Origin of the sequence: Arcobacter sp. CECT 8989 (genome assembly GCF_004116715.1) — a bacterium.
Lineage (GTDB): Bacteria > Campylobacterota > Campylobacteria > Campylobacterales > Arcobacteraceae > Halarcobacter.
This window is the reverse complement of record NZ_PDKE01000001.1, coordinates 378925-403086: the sequence shown is the minus strand read 5'-3', so window position 1 is coordinate 403086 and position 24162 is coordinate 378925. Positions and strand designations below refer to the sequence as shown.

Here is a 24162-nt window from a genome sequence, read left to right as displayed (position 1 = left end):
ATCGCGAATATTTATAGAAACGGAGTAAGAATTGAGAACTCATTATTGTACTGATGTAACGGAAAAGAATATAGATGAAACTGTAACTGTTGCTGGTTGGGTAAACAGTAGAAGAGATCACGGTGGAATTATTTTTATTGACTTAAGAGATAGAGGTGGTTTAGTTCAACTTGTGTGTGACCCTGCTGATAACAAAGGAGCATGGGAAGTTGCTGATAGTGTTAGAGATGAATTTGTTTTAATAGCAACTGGTAAAGTTAGAGCTAGAGGTGAAGGTTTAGAAAACCCTAACTTAGTTACTGGAAAAATTGAAATTGTTGTAGAAGACTTAGTTATTGAAAACAGATCAAAACCTATGCCATTTGATTTAGGTGATGAAAAAGTAAATGAAGAGATTAGATTAAGAAATAGATTCTTAGAATTAAGAACTGAAAAATCTTTTGAAATCTTCAAATTAAGAAGTACTGCAAATATCGCAGTTAGAAACTGTCTAAATGAATTAGGATTCTTAGACGTAGAAACTCCAATTTTAACAAAATCAACACCAGAAGGTGCAAGAGATTATTTAGTTCCAAGTAGAGTTCACCCAGGTGAATTTTATGCACTTCCTCAATCACCACAATTATTTAAACAATTACTAATGGTTTCTGGATTTGATAAATACTTCCAAATTGCTAAATGTTTCAGAGATGAAGATTTAAGAGCTGATAGACAACCAGAATTTACTCAAATTGATGTTGAGATGTCTTTTTGTAATCAAGAAGATGTAATTAAAGTAGCTGAAAAATTAATTCACGATACATTTAAAGCTTGTGGTAAAGATGTTCCAACTACTTTCCCAAGAATTACTTACAAAGATGCTATGGAAAAATATGGTTCAGATAAACCAGATATGAGATTTGACATGGCTATGGTAGATGTTATTGATATTTTTGCTAACTCTACAAACGAAATCTTTGCAGAGATTGCAAAAGATACTAAAAACAATAGAATCAAAGCTCTAAGATGTCCAAATGGAGATAACTTATTCTCTAAAAGACAAATGAAAGGTTTTGAAGATTACGTTAGAAAGTTTGGAGCTAAAGGTCTTGGTTACTTCCAAATGAAAGAAGATGGATTAAAAGGTCCTTTAACTAAATTCTTCTCTGAAGCTGATTTAGAAGCAATCGTAAAAACAACTGAATTAGAAGTTGGTGATGTTGTATTCTTTGGAGCTGGAGATAAGAAAACTGTATGTGATTATATGGGAAGATTTAGACTTTATCTTGCAGAGCAAATGGAAATTATTCCAGCAGACGTTTATGAGTTTGTATGGGTTGTTGATTTCCCTATGTTTGAAGTTGAAGATGGAAAAACTAAAGCATTACACCATCCATTTACTATGCCTAACTTAGAAAAATGTGATTTAAACAATGTAGAAGATTTAGAAGATATTGAATCAATCGCTTATGATATCGTATTAAATGGTACTGAGCTTGGTGGTGGTTCAATCAGAATTCATAAAGAAGAAATTCAAGAAAAAGTATTTGAACTTATGGGAATCTCTCAAGAAGAGGCAAATGATAAATTTGGATTCTTACTTGAAGCATTAAGATATGGTGCACCAAGTCACGGTGGATTTGCAATGGGATTTGATAGACTTATCATGTTATTAGCTGGTACTGATTCTATTAGAGATGTAATTGCATTCCCTAAAACTCAAAGAGCTCAATGTTTATTAACTTCTGCACCTTCAGCTGTTGATAATGAACAATTAAAAGAATTAAGTCTTAGAATTAGAAAGACTGAAGTATAATTTAAAAGGGCAACAATATGATTAAATATATTATTGTATTGTTGTCACTACTCTCATTTTTACATGCAAAAACAAGCATCGTAGTTACTTTCCCCGTACATAAAGAGTTTATTCAAAAGATTGCAAAAGATGATTTTTTTATTAAAGTTATCGAAGATGGATATCAAAGTTTTGATAAAAGAGGAAATCTTTTTAAAAATGAAATCTATTATAGTGATGTATATTTGACTCTTGGTTTAGAAGAGGAAAAAAAGTACATAGAGCTTTTCAAAAAGAAAAATAGATATATGAAAATAATTGATGTATCTAAAGGAATTGAAAAAGATATAGTTAATGGAAAAGTTAATCACTATATCTGGACTGACCCTTTGTTAGTACGTGAATTAGTAAAGAATCTATACAATACATTAAGCACTCTAAAATCTTATAAGAAAGAGTTTTATGAAGCAAATCATAAAGTCCTATTAAAAGAGTTAGATGAGTTCTTTTTAGCTCTAAAAAAGAAGTTTGATAGAAATGAGTTTTACAATATTTATGTGTATGAACCTTATTGGCACTATATAGCTAAAAGATATAGAATTAATCTTTATTATAAAGAAAACAAATTTACTGATTTAGAAGAAGTACCTGCTTTAATAGAACATGCACAACTTCATAATATTGAAAAAGTATTAATAAAAAAAGGAAGTTCCTACGAACAAGCTCAATCATTAGCTTCCCATATAAACGCTGATATTGTAGAGCATGATATCACAGAATATAATTGGAAAATTAATATTCAATCTCTAGCTAGAAAAATCGCAAGATATAAAAAAAATCTATAATTGCATACTAAATATACAGTCTGTATAAAAAAACTGCTTACTTTTTAGAGTAAGATATTCCTATAAATATTTAGGAGATCTAAAATGTCAAAGAGTTTAGTAGACTATAAAGGTATTAAAGTAAAAAAAGAGCTTTATCCTATAATTAAACATATTGAAGATGTTGATAAGTATAGGGAAGAGTTAGGAAGATTAAGTTCTTCTTGGGATATTTTTGCACTTTTAGGTCAATTAGGTGATATTCACATCGACATTGGTAAGACTAAAGAAAACTTCTTAAACTTAACAACTACACTACTTAATCACTTAAGTGATGAAACAGTTAAAAAAGCAACTGCAGAGATGAAATTTAAAGCTCAGGTTGCTATTGATATTGTAAATAGAAACCTTTTTGAAAGAACTGCTGATATTGGATTTTTAGCAACTGATGATGATATTAGAGATTTTCTACAAAATTTTGTTTCAAGATACAACAGTGATAGTGTAGAACTAAAAGAAGAGATACAAAAAAGATTTTTAGAATACGTACAAAAATATTCTGTGTACTATGATATCGTTTTAGCTGATACAAAAGGAAAAGTTGTAGCAAGACTTGACGATGATGTAAAAGTGGATTGGTTAGATAAAGAGTTTACTCAAAAAGTAATCAACTCAAGTGATGAGTATGTGGAAACTTTCCAATACCATGATTTTATTCCACATAAAAAGCAGTCTTTAGTTTACTCATATAAAGTAACTCAAACAAATGATTCAGACTCAGAAGTTTTAGGGGTACTTTGTCTTTGTTTTAGATTTCGAGATGAAATGGAAGGAATCTTCAACAATCTAATAGAAACAAGAAATAAAGAGGCTTTAACTATTTTAGATGAAGATGGAATTGTAATTGCTTCAAGTGATAAAGACTATATTCCTTTAGAATCAAAGCTAGAAATAGTTTTAGATGAAGAGTATAAAATAGTATCTTTTTGTGGTAGAGATTATATAGCAAAAACTTGTGTAACTAATGGTTATCAAGGCTTTAAAGGACTTAAGTGGTATGGGCATATCATGGTTCCTTTAGAGTATGCATTTTTAAGTAATCAAAGTAATGAAGCAAAAGCTGATGATGCGATTATTGAATCTATGATGGAAAATGAACAACACTTTTCAAAAGATTTAAAAGATGTATTTAATAAAAGTAAAACTATTCAAGAAAATCTTGGACGTGTTATTTGGAATGGTAATGTTGCACAAAGTAAGTTAAACTCTTCAAATAGAGAGTTTTCAAAATCTCTTTTAAGTGAGATTGGAGTTACAGGTGTTAAAGCAAACTCTTCATTAAGCAACCTTAATCAAACTATCATAAACTCAATTTTAAAAGATAGTGAGTTCTTATCATCTTTAGCAATTGATATTATGGATAGAAACCTTTATGAAAGAGCAAATGACTGTAGATGGTGGGCATTAACTTCATACTTTAGAAAAGCATTTGATGACTATAACTCTTTAAGTTATAAAGAAAAAGAGATCTCTTCTATTTTAAAGTATATTAATGATTTATATACAGTATATACAAATCTACTTGTTTTTGATAAAAGTGGAAAAATAATTGCAGTTTCAAATGAGAAAGAGAACTATTTAGTAGGAAAAGTTTTACCACAAAAATGGGTAGGGGAAACTTTAAACCTAAAAGATACATCAAAGTATTGTGTATCAGATTTTGAAGAGACAAATCTTTATGCAAATGAGTCAACATATGTATATTGTGCAGCTATTAGGTCTTTTGAAAATCAAAATGAAATAAATGGTGGAATTGCTATTGTATTTGATTCTACACCTGAGTTTCATGCTATGTTAGAGGATAGCTTACCAAAAGGAAAAGATGGAGTATTTGCTTTATTTGCATCAAGGGATAAAAGAGTTATTTCTTCAACAAATAAAGATATAGAGGTAAACTCAATTATTGATATTGAAGATAAGTTTTTTGAACTAAAAAATGGTGAACAAAAAAGTGAAATTATTGAAATAGATAATAAATATTATGCTTTAGGTGTTAGATGTTCACAAGGGTATAGAGAGTATAAAAGTGCTAAAGATGACTATGTAAATGATGTTTTCTGTTTAGTATTTAATTATATTGGTGAAAAACACTTTGATAGTTTAAAGTATGAACAAAAATCAAAGTTCCTAAACTCAAATGCAAAAAAAGTATTTACGGACTCTTGTGTTGAGTTGGCAACTTTCCATTTAGGAAATAAATTCCTTGCAGTGGAAGCAAAAAATGTCATTGAATCTATCTCTATAGATAAACTTGAAGAATCAATTGATATGGATAAAAACAATCCTTTTAAAGGTATGGTTTTACATAAAGACAATCTAATCTCAGTACTTGATATTAGAAGTTTTATTAAAGAAGATATAACAGATACTGAGTTAAATACTATTATTCTTTTAGAGTATGATAAAGATAATAAAGAACATTGTGTAGGAATACTTGTTTCTTCTTTAGAGAGTGTTTCAGTTGTAGAGAAAAACTCTATCCAGCAAATACAAAGTCACTTCTTAGGAACTGGAACTTTAGTTGAAAGTCTTGCTGATATTAGTGATTATGAAGAGTCTCAAGTTGCAATGGTCCTTGATATTAAGAAGATTGATGACAATTTAACAAAGAAGGTTTAATTAGTTATAAATTTATATGAGAGGTTAAAATATCTTTTGGCACAATACGAAAAAATTAAAATGAAAGTATAAACTTATATGAGTGCCAATAACAAACAAAAAGAACAAAAATTTCTACCTACTACAAGAAAAGAGATGGATGCTTTAGGATGGGACCAATGTGATGTAATACTAGTAAGTGGGGATGCATATATTGACTCTCCATTTATTGGTGTTGCCGTTGTTGGAAGAATCCTTGAAGCTTTAGGTTTTAAAGTAGGAATTATAGGTCAACCTGATATTAAAAATGAAGATGTAAAAAGATTAGGTGAACCAAAATTATACTGGGGAGTTAGTGGTGGAAGTATTGACTCTATGGTATCAAACTACACTGCAACTAAAAAGTTTAGAAACAATGATGACTACACTCCTGGTGGAAAAAATGACAAAAGACCAGATAGAGCTACTTTAGTTTATACAAATTTAATTAGAAGACATTTTAAAAATACAGTTCCAATTGTTTTAGGTGGTATTGAAGCTAGTTTAAGAAGAGTTACTCACTATGACTTTTGGACAAATAAATTAAGAAAACCTATTCTTTTTGATGCGAAAGCTGATTATCTTATTTATGGAATGGGTGAAGTTGCTATTAGAGAGTTTTCAACTGCTTTAAGAGATGGAAAAGACCCAAGAGAGGTTAGGGGAGTTTGTTATATCTCTAAAGAACCAGTTGAAGACTTCTTGCAACTACCTTCCCACCAAGAGTGTTTAGAAGATAAAGAGAAATATATAGACCTTTTTGATGATTTTTATAAAAACAATGACCCAATATCTGCAAAGGGACTTTGTCAAAAAGTAGATACAAGATATGCTATTCAAAATCCTCCATGTGATTATCTAGATGAAAAAGAGATGGATGAGGTAGCTTCATATGATTATATTAGAGATTTACATCCATATCATAAACCACAAGGTAAGGTTAAATGTTTAGAGACTATTAAATTCTCTATTCAGACTCACCATGGATGTTGGGGTGAGTGTAACTTCTGTGCTATTGGAGTTCACCAAGGTAGAACTATTAGAACAAGAAGTGAAAAAAATATTCTAAGTGAAGCAAAAGAGTTTACACAAGATAAAGATTTTAAAGGTGTTATCTCTGATGTTGGTGGACCAACTGCAAATATGTATGGATATGAGTGTAATAAAAAACTTAAAAAAGGAACTTGTGCTGAGATTAGATGTGTTGATTATGATAGACTTTGTAGAGTTATGAAAGTTGACCATAGTAGACACTTAAATCTTTTAAGAGATATTAGAAAAGTTCCCGGTGTAAAAAAAGCCTTTGTTGCATCAGGTTTAAGATACGACTTTATTCCAGCAGATAAAAAATATGGATATGAGTATTTAAAAGAGCTTGTAAATCATCATATCTCTGGACAAATGAAAGTAGCCCCTGAACATACTTCAGATAGAGTTTTAAAGCTTATGGGGAAACCAGGGAAACAACCACTTATTGAGTTTAAAAAGATGTATGATAGATTAAATAAAGAAGCTGGTAAAAAACAGTTCTTAACTTACTACTTAATTGCAGCACATCCAGGTTGTGAAGAGAAAGATATGCATGAGTTAAAACAATTTACAACCCATGAATTAAAAATGAACCCAGAACAAGCACAGGTTTTCACACCAACACCAGGGACTTACTCTTCTGTTATGTATTACACAGAGATGGACCCAGAAACAAGAAAGAAAATCTATGTTGAAAAAGATAAAAATAGAAAAGAAAAACAAAAAAGTATAGTGATAGATAAAAAGTATCACCAAAGAAGAAAAAGTAATGGAGCAAGCTTACAAAGCTAGACTTCATCTCTTCTAAAAATAAGAAAGATGTAGATATAATAGCTGCTTTTAATTCATAACAATATTTAAAAGGAACTATATTTGAAGAAACTATTTTTAATAATTGGAGCTCCTGGTTCTGGTAAAACTACAGATGCTGAACTAATTGCAAGTAAACACGAAAATATCACTCACTATTCAACTGGAGATATGCTAAGAGCAGAGATTGCAAGTGGTAGCCAAAGAGGAAAAGAGATAGACTCTTTTGTATCAAAGGGTTTAATTGTACCTATTGAAATTGTAATTGAAACTATTGTAACTGCTATTAAAAATGCTTCAACTGATATTGTTGTAATTGATGGATATCCAAGATCAATTGAGCAAATGACTGAGTTAGATAAATATCTAAAAAATGAAAGTGAAGTTGAGCTAACAAATGTAATAGAAGTTGAGGTTTCACAAGATACTGCCTTTAAAAGAGTTTTAGGAAGAGCAGCGGATGCTGAGGTTGTTAGAGCTGATGATAATGAAGAAGTATTTTTAAATAGAATGAAACTATATATTGAACCACTTGCAGAGATTAAATCATTTTATACAAAACAAGATGTTTTAAAAGTAATCTCAGGTGAAGGAACAATTGAAGAAATTGTTGATGAAATGGATAACTTTATTCAATCAAGAGTATAACAATGATTAAAAAACCTAATTTTTACTCAGTAATTATTGGTACAGAACTTTTAAATGGGCGTCGAAAGGATGCCCATTTTGCTTTCTTAAATGAACAACTTCTAAATCGAGGTTGGACTCACAAAGCCTCATTTGTAATTGAAGATGACACCAAACTAATGGAAAACATCTATAATCTTATAAAAGCTGATGAAAACTCTGTTATGTTCTCTTATGGAGGTATTGGTGCTACTCCAGATGATTATACTAGGCAAATAGCTGCAAAGGTATTTCGTGATGGAGAGATGGAATACCATGAAAAAGCACAAGAGCTTATTATAAATCAATTTGGTGATGAAGCTTATCCTCATAGAATAGAAATGGGAAATCTTCCTGTAAATGCAAAGTTACTTAAAAATGTAGTAAACAATGTTGCAGGCTTTTATTTAGATGATAGGTTCTTTTTTACACCAGGTTTTCCTTCAATGAGCCAAGCAATGGTAATTGAAGCTTTAGACAAACACTACTCTAAAAATGATTTAGTAAAATATAGAAAAACATTAACTGCTTTTTGTGGAGAAAATGATTTGATTTCACTTATGAAAGAACTTCCAAGTGAAATCGAACTTTCATCACTACCAAAAATAATTGATGATAAAAGACAAGTTGTCTTATCACTAAGCTCTTTAGAGCAAACTCTTTTAGATAATAGTTTTCAAGAATTTATAGATTTTTGTGAAGAAAAAAATATAAAATATATTCTTGAAGATACAAATAAAATAAAATAAACTTACCTAAAAAGCCTAGAAATAAGAGTTTCTAGGCTCCTAAAACTTTTTAAGATTAAATTTAGTAAAAAACTTTTTTTTTAGATTATAATTCCATACTTTAAATCTTAGGAAAAAGCTTGAATTTAGATCAAATTAGTAACTTTGTCTTTTGTGATAGAAGACTAAATGATTTTGATTTAGAAGTTAAATTACTTCCAAACCCTTATTATGATTATCCTTTTTTAATTATCAAAGATTTTTTATCACCTACAATTTGTGATGGGCTTATTAGAAGCGTTAAAAAAGAAGATGATTATATTGATGCAAAAATCAAAAAAGAAAACTATTTAAACTATACAGATAAAAGTATTAGAAAAACAAAAATTTATAAACTGGGTGATGAATACAAATCAATTTATAAAAAAAGATTTTTAGAAGTACAAAAGCAAATTGAAGAGTATTTTTCACTAGCTTTAACAACTAGTACAAAAGTGCAAGTTTTAGAGTATTTAAAAGGTTCATTTTATAAAGCTCATAGTGATGATTCAAATATGATTTATAAAAATGATGAATTAGTTGGTTTTAAAAATGTAGCCATAAATAGAAAACTTACAACTGTATTTTTTGCTACATCATGTGAAGACAATGAAGATTTTAATACTTTTAGTGGAGGAGAGTTAGTTTTTAACTTTCTTTATAATGAAAAAGGTGAAGTTATTAAATACAAGCCTAAAGCAGGGGAAATGATAGTCTTTTTAAGTAACCCATTTTTCACCCATGAAGTACTAGAAGTGAAGTCTGGATATAGATTAAGTTTAGTTCAATGGCATGACGCAATTACTTCATAATAGGAACTATTATATAATATTTAGATAGAAAAATTCACATAAAGGTTTACTATGGATATAAATGGATTATCTCATGCTGTACTTTTAGATAAAAATGGTGGTGCAAAGAGTTTATCTTATGATGAAATACAAAACTACACTAAAAGTATGGGCTTACTTTGGGTTCACTTTGATTATTCTAGTAAAGAAGCAGTTGATTGGATAACAAATAGAAGTGGTATTGATGAAGTAGCTGTTGATGCTTTATTAACTTCTGAAACAAGACCAAGAACTACTATTTTAGATAATTCTATTTTATTGGCTTTAAGGGGAGTTAACCTAAACGCAAACTCTGACCCAGAAGATATGATTTCTATTAGATTATATATTTCAAAAGACTTAATAGTAAGTACTAAAAAAAGAGACCTTCTTTCAGTAAAAGATATTTTAAATAGTTTTGAAAAAAATAGAGGACCACAAAATAGTTCAGAGTTTTTAATTGAACTAACGGATAGATTAACATCTAGAATGGAAGGAACTATTGATAGTTTACACGATAGGGCAAGTGAAATAGAAGAGATGATTATAGAATCAAGTAACCTTTTCGTAAGAACAGAAATATCAAAGATAAGAAGAGAGGCTATTAGTCTAAGAAGATATCTATCGCCTCAAAAAGAAGCAATGCACAGGCTTTATAGTGATAAAGTATCGTGGTTAAGTGAACATGATAAAGTACAGTTAAGAGAGATTACTGACCAGCTAATAAGATATGTAGAAGAGCTTGATTCAATAAACGATAAAGTGACACTAATACAAGAAGAGATATTAAGTAAAATCAGTGAACAAATGAACCAAAGAATGTATGTGCTATCTATTATTTCAGCTATTTTTTTACCTCTAGGTTTTTTAACAGGACTTTTTGGTATAAATGTAGGTGGATTACCTGGAACTGAAAATAAAGATGCTTTTATGTTTTTTACTGTAGCTTTAAGTGCAATGGGAGTAGGGTTATTTTATCTGCTTAAAAGAAGCAAGTGGATTTAAATATTTAACTTGAAGGTTTAGTATAAAAATTAAACTTCCAGCCTTTGTCTTGGTCATACTTTTCAAGGTTGTAAGTTTCCCATACTTTTATACACTTTTTATTACCTTTTTTAACTCCCTCTTTAGCAAACTGATGAGCTCGTCCAAAGTTAGGAAAGGCACCTTTCCCATTTGCATACATAAAAGCTAGATTACAATGGGCATCTTCATGTCCTTGTTTTGAGGCATATTCAAAATATTTTATTGCTAGTTTATAGTCTTTTTCTACAGCAATTCCAGCAGCTAAAAACTGACCTATCATATTTTGTGCAGGAGCATAACCATCATTTGCAGCTTTTAAAAAAGTATTGAAGGCAAGTTTTTCATTGAAGTAAGGTGACTTTTTTGTAATATATAGTTTTCCTAAAAGGTAAGTTGATTTATGATGATTTAATAAACTCCCTTGTTCTAAAAAGGTTTTAGCTGTAGAGATACTTTTTTGTACACCTTTACCTTTTAGATATAAAGTTGCCAATCTATAGATTGATTGAGTGTCATCTCTTTTTGCTAAAACTCTATATGAGCTAAGAGCTTTTATAACACCTTGTTCTTCTTCTATTTTTTTTACTTCTTCAAAACTAAGACTAAAGGCAAAGCTTGTAATTAAAATAGTTAGAATTAGGTATTTCATAGTTACTCTTTTATTTAATCTCTTTTTCTATATTAGGATTAAGTGTTGTAGTTATTTCATAAGATATTGTATCATGTATTGTTGCTAATTGTCTAACATCATCAAAAATACAAACTTTATCATCTGTAGAATTAATAGAACAGTTATCCATAGAGACTCTACCTAGAATTTCATATCCTTTTGGAGTAGTATATGTTTTTTTGCCATTTAGTCTTAAGAACCCATCTCCATATCCAATATCATATGTTGATACATTCATTTCACTTTTTGCAGTAAAAATACCACCATATCCAACTCTTTGACCTTTTGTTATTTTTCTTGTAGAAATTCTATCTGCCCAAAGAGACATTACAGGTTTTAAATTTGGATTATCAAAGATAGAATCTGTATCTAAATAACCATATTGAGCTATCCCAACTCGAGCAAAATCTTCGTTGAAATTCTTAAATCTAAATAAACCTGAAGAGTTAGCAGAATGAAACTTAGGAATAGGCAAAAAAAGTTTTTCACATGTGTTCACAGCCAAAGTTTTTACTTGCCCAAAAATCTGTTGTTGCCAAAAGAATTCACATGATAAAGTATCAGCACTTCTGTAGTGAGTCATAATTCCAGTCAAGTTTAAATTTTTCCTTAAAGTACCATGAATAGCCTCTTTTAGAGTTTCAAGTGAAATACCATTTCTATGCATTCCGGTATCCACTTTTAGGTGAACATTCGTTTTTTCGGGTACTTTTTCAAGTTGTTCAAGGCTATTCACCACGATGTGAAAAGCATGTGAATAGTTGTGAAAAGTAGTGTCAGCCAAGATTAAGATTTGTTCAAAAAACGTCTCAATTTTCTCAGCTTCTTCACATGTTCTCACAACCGCTTTTGTTATTCCAAACTCTTTGGCCATTGATGCAATTTCAACAAGTCCATGACCATAGGCATTATCCTTTAAAACAACAGCAATTTTATCTTTAGAACCAGCGTGTTCAGAAATTATTTTTAGGTTGTGAAAGTAGTTTTCTTTATTTAAAATAATCTTAGGCAAGTTTTAATCTTCCTTTTCATCATGGAAATAATTATTAAGTAAAATAGCATCTTTTTCATTTAGAACTTCTTTTAGTTCTACTACTGATGCTTCTTTTATTTTTTCAAAACTTCCAAAATATAAAAGTAGTTTTTTAACCTTTGCTTCACCAATACCTTTTATTTGTAATAGTGAAACTTGTTTATCTTCTTTTCTTTTTTGTTTCTTATGAAAGTTTATAACAAATCTGTGGGCTTCATCCCTTTGTCTTTGTATAAATTGTAACCTTTGGTCACTAGGTTTTAGTTTTAAGCTTCTAATTTCACCACTTTTATCTTTATAGTGAACAATATCTTTTGCAGCACCTTTAGCTCTATGAGCTTTTGCATCTACTTTCTCTTTAGCAATTGCTACAATATCAAGGTTTACAGCAGCAGACTGTATAATGTCATAGGCAAGTTTTAGTAAAGTCTCTCCACCATCAATAACCCATAGGTCAGGAGGACTTACTTTTTCAAAGCTTTCAACTCTTCTTAAAAGCATTTCTCTCATTTGAGAGTATTCATCTTTTGATTCTAAGTTATAGTGTCTAAACTGTTTCTTATCAAAGGTATTAAGTTCTTCATTCCAAACAACCATAGCTCCAACTGTAGCTTGTCCCATCATATGTGAGTTATCAAAACTCTCTATTATATATGGAAGAGTTTGTAAGTTAAATAGCTCTTTTATCTCTTCATAGATAGTTATTTGGTTTTTAGAAGATTCTATTCTAAGTAGTTCATCGCAGTTATTTAGTGCAATATTCAATAAAGATTTTTTCTTATCTTTTTTAGGATTTACAACTTTTATATTTCTATCAAATCTCTCTTTTAAAAACTCTTCTATCTCTTCTTTTTCTTCTAACTCTTGTGCAACTAAAATCTCTTTTGGAAGTAGAGGAATTTCATTATTATAGTAATTGATAATTGCTCTTTGGTAAGCCTCGTTTAAATCAATATCTTTATTGTCCTCTAAGAAGTCAAGTTTGATAAAGTCATGGGAAGAAGAGGCAAGTTTTCCATCTCTAATAAACATTCTTACAACAACAGCTTTTTTTCTACCTGCTTTTATTGCAAAAAGGTCTAAGTCTTCATTTGAAGCTAAATCAATACCCGATTTGATTTGAGATTTTTCGATTGATTTTATTCTGTCTCTTAATTTCATCGCTTCTTCAAATCTAAACTCTTCTGAGTATTGCATCATTCTTTCACTAAGTTTATTGATTAGTTTATTTTTATTATAGATATATTCACAAGCTTCATCAACTAGCTTTGCATAATCAGCTGTTGTAATTTTACCTTCACAAGGAGCATGACATTTCTTGATTTGATGGAAAAGACAAGCTTCTTTACCTTTTATACAAGATTTCTTTTGAACTAAAGGAACTATTTCATAGATTGAATCAAGCATATCTCTAGCACCTGTCGAGTAGGGACCAAAGTATTTTATATTATTGTTTTTATGAACTCTTCTTGTTATTTCAAGTCTAGGAAAAAGTTCACTATTATCTAACATAATATATGGGTAAGTTTTATCATCTCGTAAAAGAATATTATATTTAGGTTTTAGTTGTTTAATAAGTGAATTCTCTAAAATTAGAGCTTCATGTTCATTTGGTACAACTATCCACTCTAAAGATACTACTTCTGTAATCATCTTGTAAATACGAGGACCTAGCTTCTCTGCTGGTTGTAAATTAGGCGTAAATTTAAAGTAAGATTTTACTCTGTTCTTAAGAACTTTTGCTTTACCGATATAAAGTAGGTGTCCATCTTTATCAAAGTATTGATAAACTCCTGCTTCGTTAGGGAGTTGTTTTAGTTTTTCTTCTAAATTCATTTAGGAATTTTATCTAAAAGTAGCTTTATGAAGTAGCCAAAAAGCCACTTCATAGATTATGTTTTAATGGTAGTTTATATAATAAGGTTGTCTTTTGATATTTCTTGTACCAACAGACTCTAATCCTAAGATTTGTCTTGGAGTCATTAAAGGTTTTTTATCATTTTTATAAAAGATTTTGAATCCACTATCTGCGATATTAGATTCATTTTGCGAATAAAGGTTGTTATATATTTGAACTTTGATTCCACCTCTACCATGACCATCAATATTGTAGATTAATTCAATATTATCATAGTTTTTAACTAACTCTTTTTTTCTTAACATTCTTTTGTGGAACATATGAACAATCAGTTTTTTCTTCTCTTTGATTCCATTTTCTATTAAGTAATTACTAATTAGCTCTTGTGCATCATTTACATCATTTCCAAAAATATGTCCAATAAACTTACCTGGAGGATACTTTCTATGTTTTGGAATTTTAAACTCTGGGTCTAATGCTAAATGTACATTTTCATATTGTAAGTATTTTAAAACAGGTTTTAATGCTTCAACTGGAGTATAAATTCCTAATTGTAAGTCAATAATTACTGCAAAACCTTCTTCTTGTGCTCTTTTGATATATTTCATCACAGTTCTATCTGGAAGGTTGATAATATAGTCATTATCTCTACCTGGATCGATAGTTGCTAATCCGTAGATTAAGTGAAATGCTAATTTTACATCAAAGTTTTCACCTAACTCTTTATCGTAGTACTCTTTTTTCTCTCTAAGTTTCTTTACAACATTGTCAATATGACTTTCACCTAAAATTCCTAAAGAAGGAGTATAAGGTCTTCCATAGAAACCTACCATAACTTCACTTTTTACTGCATCTCTTTGAACTACTATTTCTTCTGCTTTTTCAACTTCTGGTGTTATTGTAGTTGTGTTTGCTAGAAGAGGGTGAGTTACAAAAGTAAATAGTGTAATTATAAAAATTAAACTTTTTTTCATTTGCCTGCTTTTTCTAAATAGTTTTTATAGCGAAAGTATATTCAAATATATTAAAAAAAAATTTAAAAATTTGCTTTAAACCAAAGTTTCCAAAAATTTTTACAAATAACTTTATAATTTTTTAGTCTTTTGTAATACTTTTCTTTCACAATTGGAAAATAGGAGCTTAGAAGAATTTTTTCTTCTTGTTTAGAAAAATTATATTTTATACAAAGGGTTGCTAAATCAAAAAATCTGTTATTTTTTGAAGCAAATTCCCAGTCAATAAAATAGACCTTATTATTAAAAATTATGTTCTCTTTATTTAGGTCATTATGAGATAAAACTAAATCCTTTTTTTTATTATTTTTTTTTAGTTTTTCAAGGGAGTTTTTTATAATTTTTTTTGACTTTTTGTCATCTAATATTCTTTTGTAGTTTTTAAACTCTTTTTCTAAACAATAGACTTTTTTCTTGTGTTTGATTTTATGTAGTTTTTTTAAAGATTTAGCAAGGGCTTTGATTTGTTTTTTTGAAAGTTTATTTTTATGAAAGCCTTTTATAAAGTGACAAGTCATAAACTTATCACTTAAATAAACAGGCTTTGAAGCGATACCTTTTTTGTATGCTTTATTTTGTATTTTAAACTCTTGTTTTCTATCTATTTTTACAGTATGAGTTTTTTTGAAAACTCTTAATATAAAATCTTTTTTATCTTTTTTTATTTTATAAACTTCATTACAAAGTCCTTGATTCTTTAACTTTTTTACCATCTATAGAAGTTTTAAAATATCCTCTTCTATATCTTTTGGAGTTGTTGCTGAACCAAATCTATCTATTACTTTTCCATTTTTATCAACTAAAAACTTAGTAAAGTTCCATTTGATACTTTTTGTTCCTAGTATTCCTGAGGCTTCTTTTTTTAAGTATGTGTAAAGTGGATCTTCATTTTCTCCATTTACATCAATCTTTGCAAACATATCAAAATCAACTCCATAAGTTAGCCTACAAAACTGGGCAATCTCTTTATTTGTTCCTGGTTCTTGTCCTCCAAATTGATTTGAAGGAAAACCTAAAATCATAAAATCTTTATCTTTATGTTTTTGGTACAGATTTTCTAAACCTTCATATTGAGAAGTAAACCCACATTTACTTGCTACATTTACAATAAGTAGTACTTTACCTTTGTATTTAGATAAAGATACTTCTTCACCTTTTATGTTTTTTACTTTTAAATCATAAATACTCATAGTATTGTCCTTTGCATATAGAGATACTGATAAAAAAATCATTAAAGATATTATAACTTTAAAAAACATCTTAAATCCTTTTTTATTTATTTTAACCTAAATAAATATCTCTTTGTACTTATTTTTTGTTTTAAAATATATTTGTTTTACCAAAAATCACATCATTGTGATTAACAAACCTATTACATCGTTTCCCTTCTAAAGCCTTACAGATATTTTGCCATTTTAAAGAATGTCCACCATTTTCCCTGCTTAAGTCACCAAATACAAACATCAAAGCATGAGCATATTCGTGGGGTAATACATCATTAATCATATAATCAACACTCTCTTTAAATCTCTTCTTATTTAGAAAGACTACTATTTCTCCTGATTGACTTAAAGTTGCTGCACCAAAAAGATTAGAGGGCATTTTATTAGAAACTCTTACTGGAATCTCTCTTTTTACTCCAAACTTTTGATAAGCTAACTTTTGCAAATATTGAGTTTTTTGAGTGATTCTATTTTGTGTTTTTTCATTTAAATCAGAAGTTTTAAATTTATAAGTATTGTAGATTGAGTAGATTAAAAAGATTGTTCCTAAAACTGTAACAGTTATAAAAAATAGTTTTAATCTTTGAAGAAACATCTAAAACCTTTCTTTTATGGAAAGGCTTTTAGAAGAACATCTTTATAGTGATTTAGTTGTTGCATAAGTTCATCACCATGGTCATTTATATCTGGATGATATTTTCTTGCAAGCTCTTTATATCTTTTTTTTATCTCTTCTTTTGTTGGGTCACTTGTAAATCCAAAGAACTCTTTTGCTTTTGGTACTTCTCCAAAAGATGTACCTGCACCTTGGAAATTTCCTCTTCTAAACTGTTCTTGAAAATCATTAAAATCAAAGTTGTTTGCACCATTTGCTTGTGAAAAGTCTTGACCATTAAATGTAAATTTAAAGTGTTGACCGTTTCCAGATGAAGCTTCTCTTATCTTCTTTTTAAATTGATAAACTATGTAATAACCAATAGAAACTAGTATAAATAAAATAATTAAAAATGTTCCAAAGTTAGTAAATATTAAATATAAAATTCCAAAGAATATTGCCCATTTAATAAGACTACTTATAAGTTGTGCCAAAATATTAATCCTGTTTTTTGTAAATTTTGTGGGTATTATAGTATTTTATTGTGAAGTATTTGCTTATCAAAAATGTAGATTATAAAAAGGTATGAAAGTCATACCTTCTTATTTAAAGTTTTTTAGAATGATTCCCATTCATCATCACTACTTTTTTCTGCTTTAAAAGTATGATTTGATGTAGGTTTTTCTGTAGCTTTGCCTGTAGGTTTAGATTTTATTTCACTAGTATGAGTACTTAGAGTAGCTTTAGAAGAAGGCTTCTCTTTTTTAATACTTACGTTCTCTTTTCCAATAAACTCTTTACTTTGTGCATCAGCAACAATCTCTTTTGCAACTCTATCTGTATCTATTGCAATATCATGAGTTTTATTTGCAATAGAAGCATTCTCTTGAGTCTGTTTGTCTAACTGGTTAATTGCATCATTAATTTGAGTAATACCAGTCTCTTGCTCTTTACTTGCACTTGCAATTTCATTGATTTTTTCAGTTGAGTTACTGATGTTTTCAAGAAGTGAGTTATATCCTACAATCATATCTGCACTAATTGTTTTACCTTCATTTGCTTTTGCAGTTGCATTTTCAACTAAGTCTTTAATCTCTTTTGCTGCTTCAGCTGATCTAGATGCTAAGTTTCTTACTTCAGCTGCAACAACTGCGAAACCTTTACCTGCCTCACCAGCAGTTGCTGCTTCAACAGCTGCATTTAGTGAAAGGATATTTGTTTGGAATGCAATTTGGTCGATAATAGAAATAGATTCATTGATTAATGTAACTTGTTCTGTAATATCTTCCATTGCAGAAGTAGTTTTTTGTGCTAGGTTTTGACCTTGTTTTGCAGATGAGTTTAAGTCATCAGTGTATTGGTTCATTTGTTGAATATTTTGACCATTACTTACAATTGTACTTGTAATCTCTTCTAAAGCAGCAGCAGTCTCTTCTAAAGAAGCAGCAGCCGAGTTTGCTGAGTCATTTAGTGTATCAACATTTTCAATTAAAATATCAGAAGAACTATCAAGAGAAAGACCAATCTCTAAAGACTGCTTTAATAGTTCAGAAATACTATCACCTAAATCATTTACTCCTGTTGCAAGTTGTTCTAAGTGTGCTTTGATTCCATCTGTTGGAACTTTGTTTCTGTAGTTTGAGTTTGAGTATTCACCAAGTACTTTTAAAATAGAGTCAACATTTTTCTCTAGGTTTGCACTCATGTGGTTAATCATTTTTGTTAAATCATTTAATGCTTCATTTGAAGAACTAAGATTGATTTTAGAGCTAAAGTCACCTTGTTCATACTCAGTTAGAATTCTAACTGATTCATCAATAATTTTTCTATCTTGGTCAATATTCTCTTTTGTTCTTTCAATATTTTGATTAACAATTTTTGCCATTTGACCAAACTCATCTTGGTTTTTGTCATTTAATAACTCTACATGGTCTGCTTCATTATTTAAATATTTGAAGAATGAAACTAAACCTTTTTGGAAGTTTTCAAGATTTGATAAGATACTTTTAATAAGTGTTAAAGCCATAACGATAAATATAATTGAAGCAATCACACCAACAATAAGAAGTTGCATAGTTTGAGTACTCTCAGCTTCAGCTCTTTGTTCATTTGCATGAATATTGATTTCATCTAACTCTTTTTCAAGTTGTGTACCAACAGCAACCATCTTTTTCATGTTTTCTAAAATCTCTTCACTCTCTTGTTTTATCCCATTAGCATAGTCACTAACTCTTTTATTTGCAAATGCATCAAAAAATGAGATATATTCATTAGATAAAGATTGAATATCTTTTGTTAGGTCAATGTCTTTTTTAATTTCTAATCTTTGAAGAAGCTCTGCTGATTGTTTATCTAAAGTAGAAAATGATTCTCTTACTTTTTGAGCATTATCATTTGTAGGAACTCTTAGAAATTGATATACTGTGATTCTAGCAGTTAATACTTGCTGAATCATTTCATCAGTTATTTTTGCATTTGTACCTTTTGTTTTAAGTACACCATTGTAATAAGTATAAATACTACCCGCAATCACTGTTATAACAAGAAATAAAATTGGTAAAACCAATAATTTAACTTTTGTTGAAACATTTGAAAACATTAACGTCCTTTTTAAGTTTAGTCACATTTGTAACAATTATCATAATAATATAATATTATAATAAATATCTTTCTTAAATACCATCAGAAGAACCTTTAAATAGTTTCTTTGACTTTTAAATAAATTATGCTGTCACTATCTTTATTTTAAAATATATTTTAGATTTTTTTAGATTTGTAATAATTTGATAACCTAAATATAGACTATTTTTTTCTATATTTGTAGTATTTGTTGTATAAATACTAGATATCTTTAAAGCTTCAAAGTTAGATATATGATTTTAATAAAATATTAATAATTATAAAGTATGATTATATTATAATAGATTAATGTAATATAGGGAATTTATATGGATTATGAAGAGTTTGAAAAAGCTGTTGATCTTTTTGGAATTTTAACAGGAACTTCAAAAAAAGAGTTAAAACAAAAATATTTAAAGTTGTCAAAAAAGTTACATCCTGATATGCCAGAAGGAAGTGATGAAAAGTTTCAACAACTGCAAGAGTCATACGAACTTTTAAATGCATATATTGATTCCTTCAGGTATTCATTTGATGAAGAGGAGTTTAAAGCTCAATTTCCTCCATTTACCAACTATAAAAACTGGAACAAATAATAAGGAACTTGTATGAATGATATTAGAAATGCAAAAGAGTTGATATTAAGTACTTTAGTTGCTGACGCATACTCTTTAGGGTCGCATTGGGTTTATGATGAAAAACAGTTATTAAATCTTGATGTAGATTGGAATGAGTTAAATGATGCAAAAGCTTTATGGCACAAAGATAGAAAAGCAGGTGAGTTTACCCACTATGGTGATCAAATACTTTGGTTATATAATTTTTTACAAAATAAAGAAACATTTGATGTAAATGAGTATACAAAATACTGGTTTGACAGAATGCAATGCTATAATGGATATATTGATGGTGCATCAAGAGATACTTTGGCAAATATCAATGAGGGGTTATTTCCTACAGGTTCTTCTTCAACTGATTTATCAGTGGTTGGAAGAGTTGCTCCATTGTTACTTGTATCAAAAGATAAAAAAGAGTTCTTAGAAAATGTAGAGAACTTTGTACAAGTAACTCACAACTCAAATGAAGCTTTGATTGTCTCAAGGTTCTTTGCAAAACTTCTAATTGAGGTCTTAGAAGGAAAAGAGATTTTAAAAGCTATTGAAGAGTTAAAAGAAGAGTTTGACTCAAAAATTCAAGGTTATATAAATAGTGGACTTGCTTCAAAGACAGAAGATACTTCAGTAGCAATCAGAAACTTTGGACCTGCTTGTGATATAAATGGTGGTTTTCAAGGTGTGATACATCTTTTAAGCAAGTATGACAATCTAAAAGACATGCTTGTTTGCAATGCAAAAGCAGGTGGAGAAACAAGTGCAAGAGCAATGCTTGCAACACTTATCTTTATGGCACAAGAAGATAAAAAACTAACTCAAATACCACCTTCATGGTTAAGTATTAGAGCAACAATTATATAAAAAACAAAAGGACACGGATGAGAAGATTTATGCGATTTTTTCAAGATAAATTTTATATTGAGATTCTTTTTGCATCAGTACTATTTTTAGCAGCAATGGCTTTAGATATGATGTTAGAGTTTATAATCTATATGCTGTATTTTATTATCTATCTTGAAATCGTAAGGGCAGTGGTAAACTATATCAGAGAACAAAGGGTTGTTATCTCTTTTTTAGTTGATGCATTTATTATCTTAGCTTTAAGGGAGCTAATAGTAAATCTAGTGAAAATCAACAATGAAAAGATAGATTCTATTGAAGCACTTTGGGCAAGTAGTTTAAACTATAATATTATGATTATCTCTGGGGTAATTATCTTCTTATTTGTAGTAAGGTATTTATCTATTAAAACTGCACCAAAATATCTTATTGACAAGATGAAAAAACAAAACAGTAGTAAATGATAAACTATCACGAACCTGTATATAGACCTCCTGCAGAGGCAAACTCAATAATCATACAAGTTACACTTGGTTGTTCTTACAACAAGTGTAGCTTTTGTTCTATGTATGAAACAAAAACTTTCCAAACTAGAAGTTTAGACGAGATATTTAAAGACATAGATAGTATGTCTATTTACTCTGATGAAAGAAGAGTATTCTTAGCAGATGGTGATGCCTTAGCTTGTGATACTTCTTTTTTAGTTGAGGTTTTAACTTATCTAAAAAAGAGTTTTCCAAAACTTCAAAGAGTTTCTTCTTATGCAAGTCCTTATAATCTTTTACAAAAATCACAAGAAGAGTTAAATCTTCTAAGAGAGCATGGTCTATCTTTGGTTTATTATGGAATTGAAAGTGGAAATCATGAGTTACTAAAATATGTAAATAAACCTATGAATCCTGACAAAATGGCAGAAGGTTTAAATAAAGCAACAAAAGCAAATATGAAAATATCCGCAACTCTTATCTTAGGGCTTGGTGGTAAAAATCTATCAAAACAACATATTGAAGATAGTGCAAAACTTATCAATAAATGTGAACATATAAACTATCTATCTACTTTACAACTTGGACTTACAAGTACAAAAGAGGATAACTTTTTCAAAAGATTTGAGAAGAAAAATAGTGAGTTTATTTTTTGTGATGATAAAGATATGTTAGAAGAGCAAAGAAGATTGATATCTTTAATCAATCCTAAAAAGCCTATAGTTTTTAGGTCAAACCATGCTTCAAATGCCTTGCCTTTAAAAGGAACACTTCCTAGAAATAAAGAGGATTTAATAGGGACATTGAGCCTAGCAATAGAAGACTCTTCTATGCTAAGACCAATGTTTTTAAGAGGCTTTTAGTTCATATCAGGTTTTGGAGTTTTTGAACTACTCACTGGTAACTGAGGATATGAAATATCTGGTTTATCACCTGTAAGAGCTTTTAAGAAAGTAGTAATCTTAGCAGACTCTTTATCAGAGATATTGATACCAAGTTGTACAGAACCCATCTCTTTTACTGCATCTGCAAGTGACCAAATAGCTCCATTATGGAAATATGGTGCTGTCTCTTCGATATTTCTAAGTGTTGGTGTTTTTACCATACCGTTTTTATCACCTTGGAATCCACCTAAAGAAGCAAATTTATATTTTTTTGCTACTTGGAATGGTTGCATTGTTCCACCTAAACCTATGTCATTGTGGCACGATACACAGCCTTTGTCCACAAATAGATTTAAACCTTCTTTTTCAGCAGGAGTTAGAGCATCTAAATCTCCATGCATAAACTCATCAAATCTTGATGGAGTAACTAATGTTCTTTCAAATACTGCAATTGTATCTGCAATAAGTTTGAAGTCGATTTTTACATCATCACCATAAGCATCTTTGAACTCTTCAACATATGCTGGCATAGAAGTAACTCTAGCTTCAACTAGACTTTTCGGTGCTGCCATTTCTGGTCCAGCTTGAATAGGCCCTTGTGCTTGGTCTTCTAAGTGAGGACTTCTTCCATCCCAAAACTGCACTTTGTTTAAAACTGAGTTATAAACAGTTGGCGAGTTTAAGTGAGCTGGATTTGGAGTCCACTTATGTCCTACAGCTGCTGCTACACCATCAGCTCCACCCATACCTAGGTTGTGACATGTATTACATGAAATAAGACCACTTTTTGATAGTCTTGGTTCGAAGTATAACTTCTTTCCTAACTCAACTTTCTTCTCAGTAATTGGGTTGTTTGGGTCATCTACAAGTTTTAAAACTTCTAATTGACTTTGAGGTATTGCTTTAACACCTGCTTTTTTAACTTTGTTTATAAGTTGCATATCACTTGAAGCGAATGCACTTACACCTACTAACGCTAAACTTAAAACTACACTTTTAGTTTTCATTATTCTCTCCTTTTAGTAGATAAATAAAATCATAGGATAATTTTTATTAATTGAAAATTAAAATAAATAAAATATCTTTATTATTGAATAAAATTAATCTTTTATTAAGTTAGGTAATTTAGATTGATATTTTTATAATGAATTTATTTATATTTTAAAAAAGAAATAATTGTTTAAAGATAAGAGATAAATCTATTTTGAGATATTATTTTTTATATATCCCAAAAAAATGAGGCACAGGAGGTTCCTGTGTGTCATCATAGGCTAAAAAGCTTACTTCTGTAAGCTTATCAAGAGTGACAAATTCATCCATTTCTGATTTTGATAAGGGAAGTGGAATTATATCTAACATAGTCCCTTCTTCTCTACTTCTACAAGATACTAAGATATATCCGTCTTTTGCTAAAAGAGAACTCATAGCTTTTCTTGCTTTTTTTCTATATTGGTCAGGTAATACTTGAATAGTATTACACTCATAAACTACATCAAAACTTTCAAACCAATCTTTTGGATAATCAAAAAGGTCAGCAACTATATAGGTTACTTTAGAATTAGGAAATCTTTTTTTACATAAGTTTATTGCAGTAGGGGAGATATCAAAAGCAGTAACTTCAAAACCAAAAGAGCTTAAAGCTTCTGCATCATCTCCAACTCCACAACCAATTACAATAGCTGTTTTATTTTCTTTTGTGACTTTTTCTTCTTTTAGCCAAGAGGTTAAATAAGGACTTGGTTCTAAATCAGCCCAAAAAACTTCTTTATAGTCGCCATTTGCACTTTGATAGATTTTATCAAACCAGCCAGTAGGGTTGTCATTTTCTTGGAAGACTTTTACCATCTTTTTATATTCTTCAGGCGAAAAAGTTTCTTTTTTTAGAAAGTCTAAGTCTTCCATTTT

At 29.5% G+C, this 24162-nt stretch carries 23 protein-coding genes; 12 read left to right on the top strand and 11 right to left on the bottom strand.

Annotated features, from left to right (window positions below):
• Positions 1-31: 31 nt before the first annotated feature.
• The 8 genes from aspS (at position 32) to CRV02_RS01845 (ending at position 10402) form a co-directional block, all read left to right on the top strand.
• Positions 32-1795, top strand: coding sequence for an aspartate--tRNA ligase (gene aspS / locus CRV02_RS01880; protein ID WP_129088921.1), 1764 nt, complete (start codon positions 32-34; stop codon positions 1793-1795).
• A 17-nt stretch (positions 1796-1812) separates the two neighbouring features.
• Positions 1813-2619, top strand: a complete 807-nt coding sequence (locus tag CRV02_RS01875; protein WP_129088920.1) for a metal ABC transporter solute-binding protein, Zn/Mn family — start codon at positions 1813-1815, stop codon at positions 2617-2619.
• Positions 2620-2703: 84 nt separating this feature from the next.
• Entirely contained in the window at positions 2704-5277 is a 2574-nt protein-coding gene (locus CRV02_RS01870) for a cache domain-containing protein (RefSeq protein ID WP_129088919.1), read from the top strand.
• A 78-nt stretch (positions 5278-5355) separates the two neighbouring features.
• On the top strand, positions 5356-7116 hold the full coding sequence (locus CRV02_RS01865; protein WP_129088918.1) for a YgiQ family radical SAM protein: 1761 nt from the start codon (positions 5356-5358) through the stop codon (positions 7114-7116).
• An 81-nt stretch (positions 7117-7197) separates the two neighbouring features.
• Positions 7198-7782: an adenylate kinase gene (locus tag CRV02_RS01860; protein ID WP_129088917.1), complete on the top strand. Its 585-nt coding sequence runs from the start codon at positions 7198-7200 to the stop codon at positions 7780-7782.
• Positions 7783-7784: 2 nt separating this feature from the next.
• Positions 7785-8549 carry a molybdopterin-binding protein gene (locus CRV02_RS01855; RefSeq protein WP_129088916.1) on the top strand — a complete coding sequence of 255 codons (765 nt, stop codon included), beginning with the start codon at positions 7785-7787 and terminating at the stop codon, positions 8547-8549.
• Positions 8550-8668: 119 nt separating this feature from the next.
• A complete protein-coding gene (locus CRV02_RS01850) occupies positions 8669-9379 on the top strand; it encodes a 2OG-Fe(II) oxygenase (protein ID WP_164968948.1) in 711 nt (236 codons plus the stop codon).
• 51 nt (positions 9380-9430) lie between these two features.
• Positions 9431-10402 carry a zinc transporter ZntB gene (locus CRV02_RS01845; protein ID WP_129088914.1) on the top strand — a complete coding sequence of 324 codons (972 nt, stop codon included), beginning with the start codon at positions 9431-9433 and terminating at the stop codon, positions 10400-10402.
• Positions 10403-10406: 4 nt separating this feature from the next.
• On the opposite strand, the gene CRV02_RS01840 is transcribed toward CRV02_RS01845, so the two are convergent.
• From CRV02_RS01840 to CRV02_RS01800, 9 genes are all read right to left on the bottom strand, one after another.
• The gene (locus tag CRV02_RS01840) at positions 10407-11072 is read right to left on the bottom strand and encodes a tetratricopeptide repeat protein (protein WP_129088913.1); all 666 of its coding nucleotides are present in this window, start codon (positions 11070-11072) and stop codon (positions 10407-10409) included.
• A 10-nt stretch (positions 11073-11082) separates the two neighbouring features.
• Positions 11083-12105 (bottom strand): alanine racemase, encoded by a 1023-nt coding sequence (locus CRV02_RS01835; RefSeq protein WP_129088912.1) that lies wholly within the window; start codon positions 12103-12105, stop codon positions 11083-11085.
• A gap of 3 nt (positions 12106-12108) precedes the next feature.
• Positions 12109-13962: an excinuclease ABC subunit UvrC gene (uvrC, locus tag CRV02_RS01830; RefSeq protein ID WP_129088911.1), complete on the bottom strand. Its 1854-nt coding sequence runs from the start codon at positions 13960-13962 to the stop codon at positions 12109-12111.
• A gap of 63 nt (positions 13963-14025) precedes the next feature.
• Positions 14026-14958, bottom strand: a complete 933-nt coding sequence (locus CRV02_RS01825) for a hypothetical protein (protein WP_129088910.1) — start codon at positions 14956-14958, stop codon at positions 14026-14028.
• Positions 14959-15020: 62 nt separating this feature from the next.
• Positions 15021-15710 carry a phosphotransferase gene (locus tag CRV02_RS01820; RefSeq protein WP_129088909.1) on the bottom strand — a complete coding sequence of 230 codons (690 nt, stop codon included), beginning with the start codon at positions 15708-15710 and terminating at the stop codon, positions 15021-15023.
• On the bottom strand, positions 15711-16187 hold the full coding sequence (locus CRV02_RS01815; protein WP_129088980.1) for a glutathione peroxidase: 477 nt from the start codon (positions 16185-16187) through the stop codon (positions 15711-15713).
• A 130-nt stretch (positions 16188-16317) separates the two neighbouring features.
• Positions 16318-16815, bottom strand: a complete 498-nt coding sequence (locus CRV02_RS01810; RefSeq protein WP_129088908.1) for a SprT-like domain-containing protein — start codon at positions 16813-16815, stop codon at positions 16318-16320.
• 14 nt (positions 16816-16829) lie between these two features.
• Positions 16830-17309: a J domain-containing protein gene (locus tag CRV02_RS01805; protein ID WP_258239003.1), complete on the bottom strand. Its 480-nt coding sequence runs from the start codon at positions 17307-17309 to the stop codon at positions 16830-16832.
• Positions 17310-17431: 122 nt separating this feature from the next.
• Entirely contained in the window at positions 17432-19414 is a 1983-nt protein-coding gene (locus CRV02_RS01800) for a methyl-accepting chemotaxis protein (protein ID WP_129088907.1), read from the bottom strand.
• A 349-nt stretch (positions 19415-19763) separates the two neighbouring features.
• On the opposite strand from CRV02_RS01800, the gene CRV02_RS01795 reads away from it, so the two are divergent.
• The 4 genes from CRV02_RS01795 to CRV02_RS01780 are packed head-to-tail and all read left to right on the top strand — an operon-like array spanning position 19764 to position 22236.
• Entirely contained in the window at positions 19764-20030 is a 267-nt protein-coding gene (locus CRV02_RS01795; RefSeq protein WP_129088906.1) for a DnaJ domain-containing protein, read from the top strand.
• 12 nt (positions 20031-20042) lie between these two features.
• On the top strand, positions 20043-20909 hold the full coding sequence (locus tag CRV02_RS01790) for an ADP-ribosylglycohydrolase family protein (protein WP_129088905.1): 867 nt from the start codon (positions 20043-20045) through the stop codon (positions 20907-20909).
• A gap of 17 nt (positions 20910-20926) precedes the next feature.
• The gene (locus CRV02_RS01785; protein ID WP_129083891.1) at positions 20927-21352 is read left to right on the top strand and encodes a phosphate-starvation-inducible PsiE family protein; all 426 of its coding nucleotides are present in this window, start codon (positions 20927-20929) and stop codon (positions 21350-21352) included.
• Positions 21349-22236, top strand: a complete 888-nt coding sequence (locus tag CRV02_RS01780; RefSeq protein ID WP_258239205.1) for a radical SAM protein — start codon at positions 21349-21351, stop codon at positions 22234-22236. Before CRV02_RS01785 ends, CRV02_RS01780 begins: the two co-directional genes overlap by 4 nt.
• Here the strand turns inward: CRV02_RS01780 and CRV02_RS01775 are convergent.
• Positions 22233-23264, bottom strand: coding sequence for a cytochrome-c peroxidase (locus CRV02_RS01775; protein ID WP_129088904.1), 1032 nt, complete (start codon positions 23262-23264; stop codon positions 22233-22235). The genes CRV02_RS01780 and CRV02_RS01775 overlap by 4 nt on opposite strands.
• Before the next feature lie 205 nt (positions 23265-23469).
• Positions 23470-24159 (bottom strand): bifunctional 2-polyprenyl-6-hydroxyphenol methylase/3-demethylubiquinol 3-O-methyltransferase UbiG, encoded by a 690-nt coding sequence (locus tag CRV02_RS01770; protein WP_129088903.1) that lies wholly within the window; start codon positions 24157-24159, stop codon positions 23470-23472.
• Positions 24160-24162 lie beyond the last annotated feature (3 nt).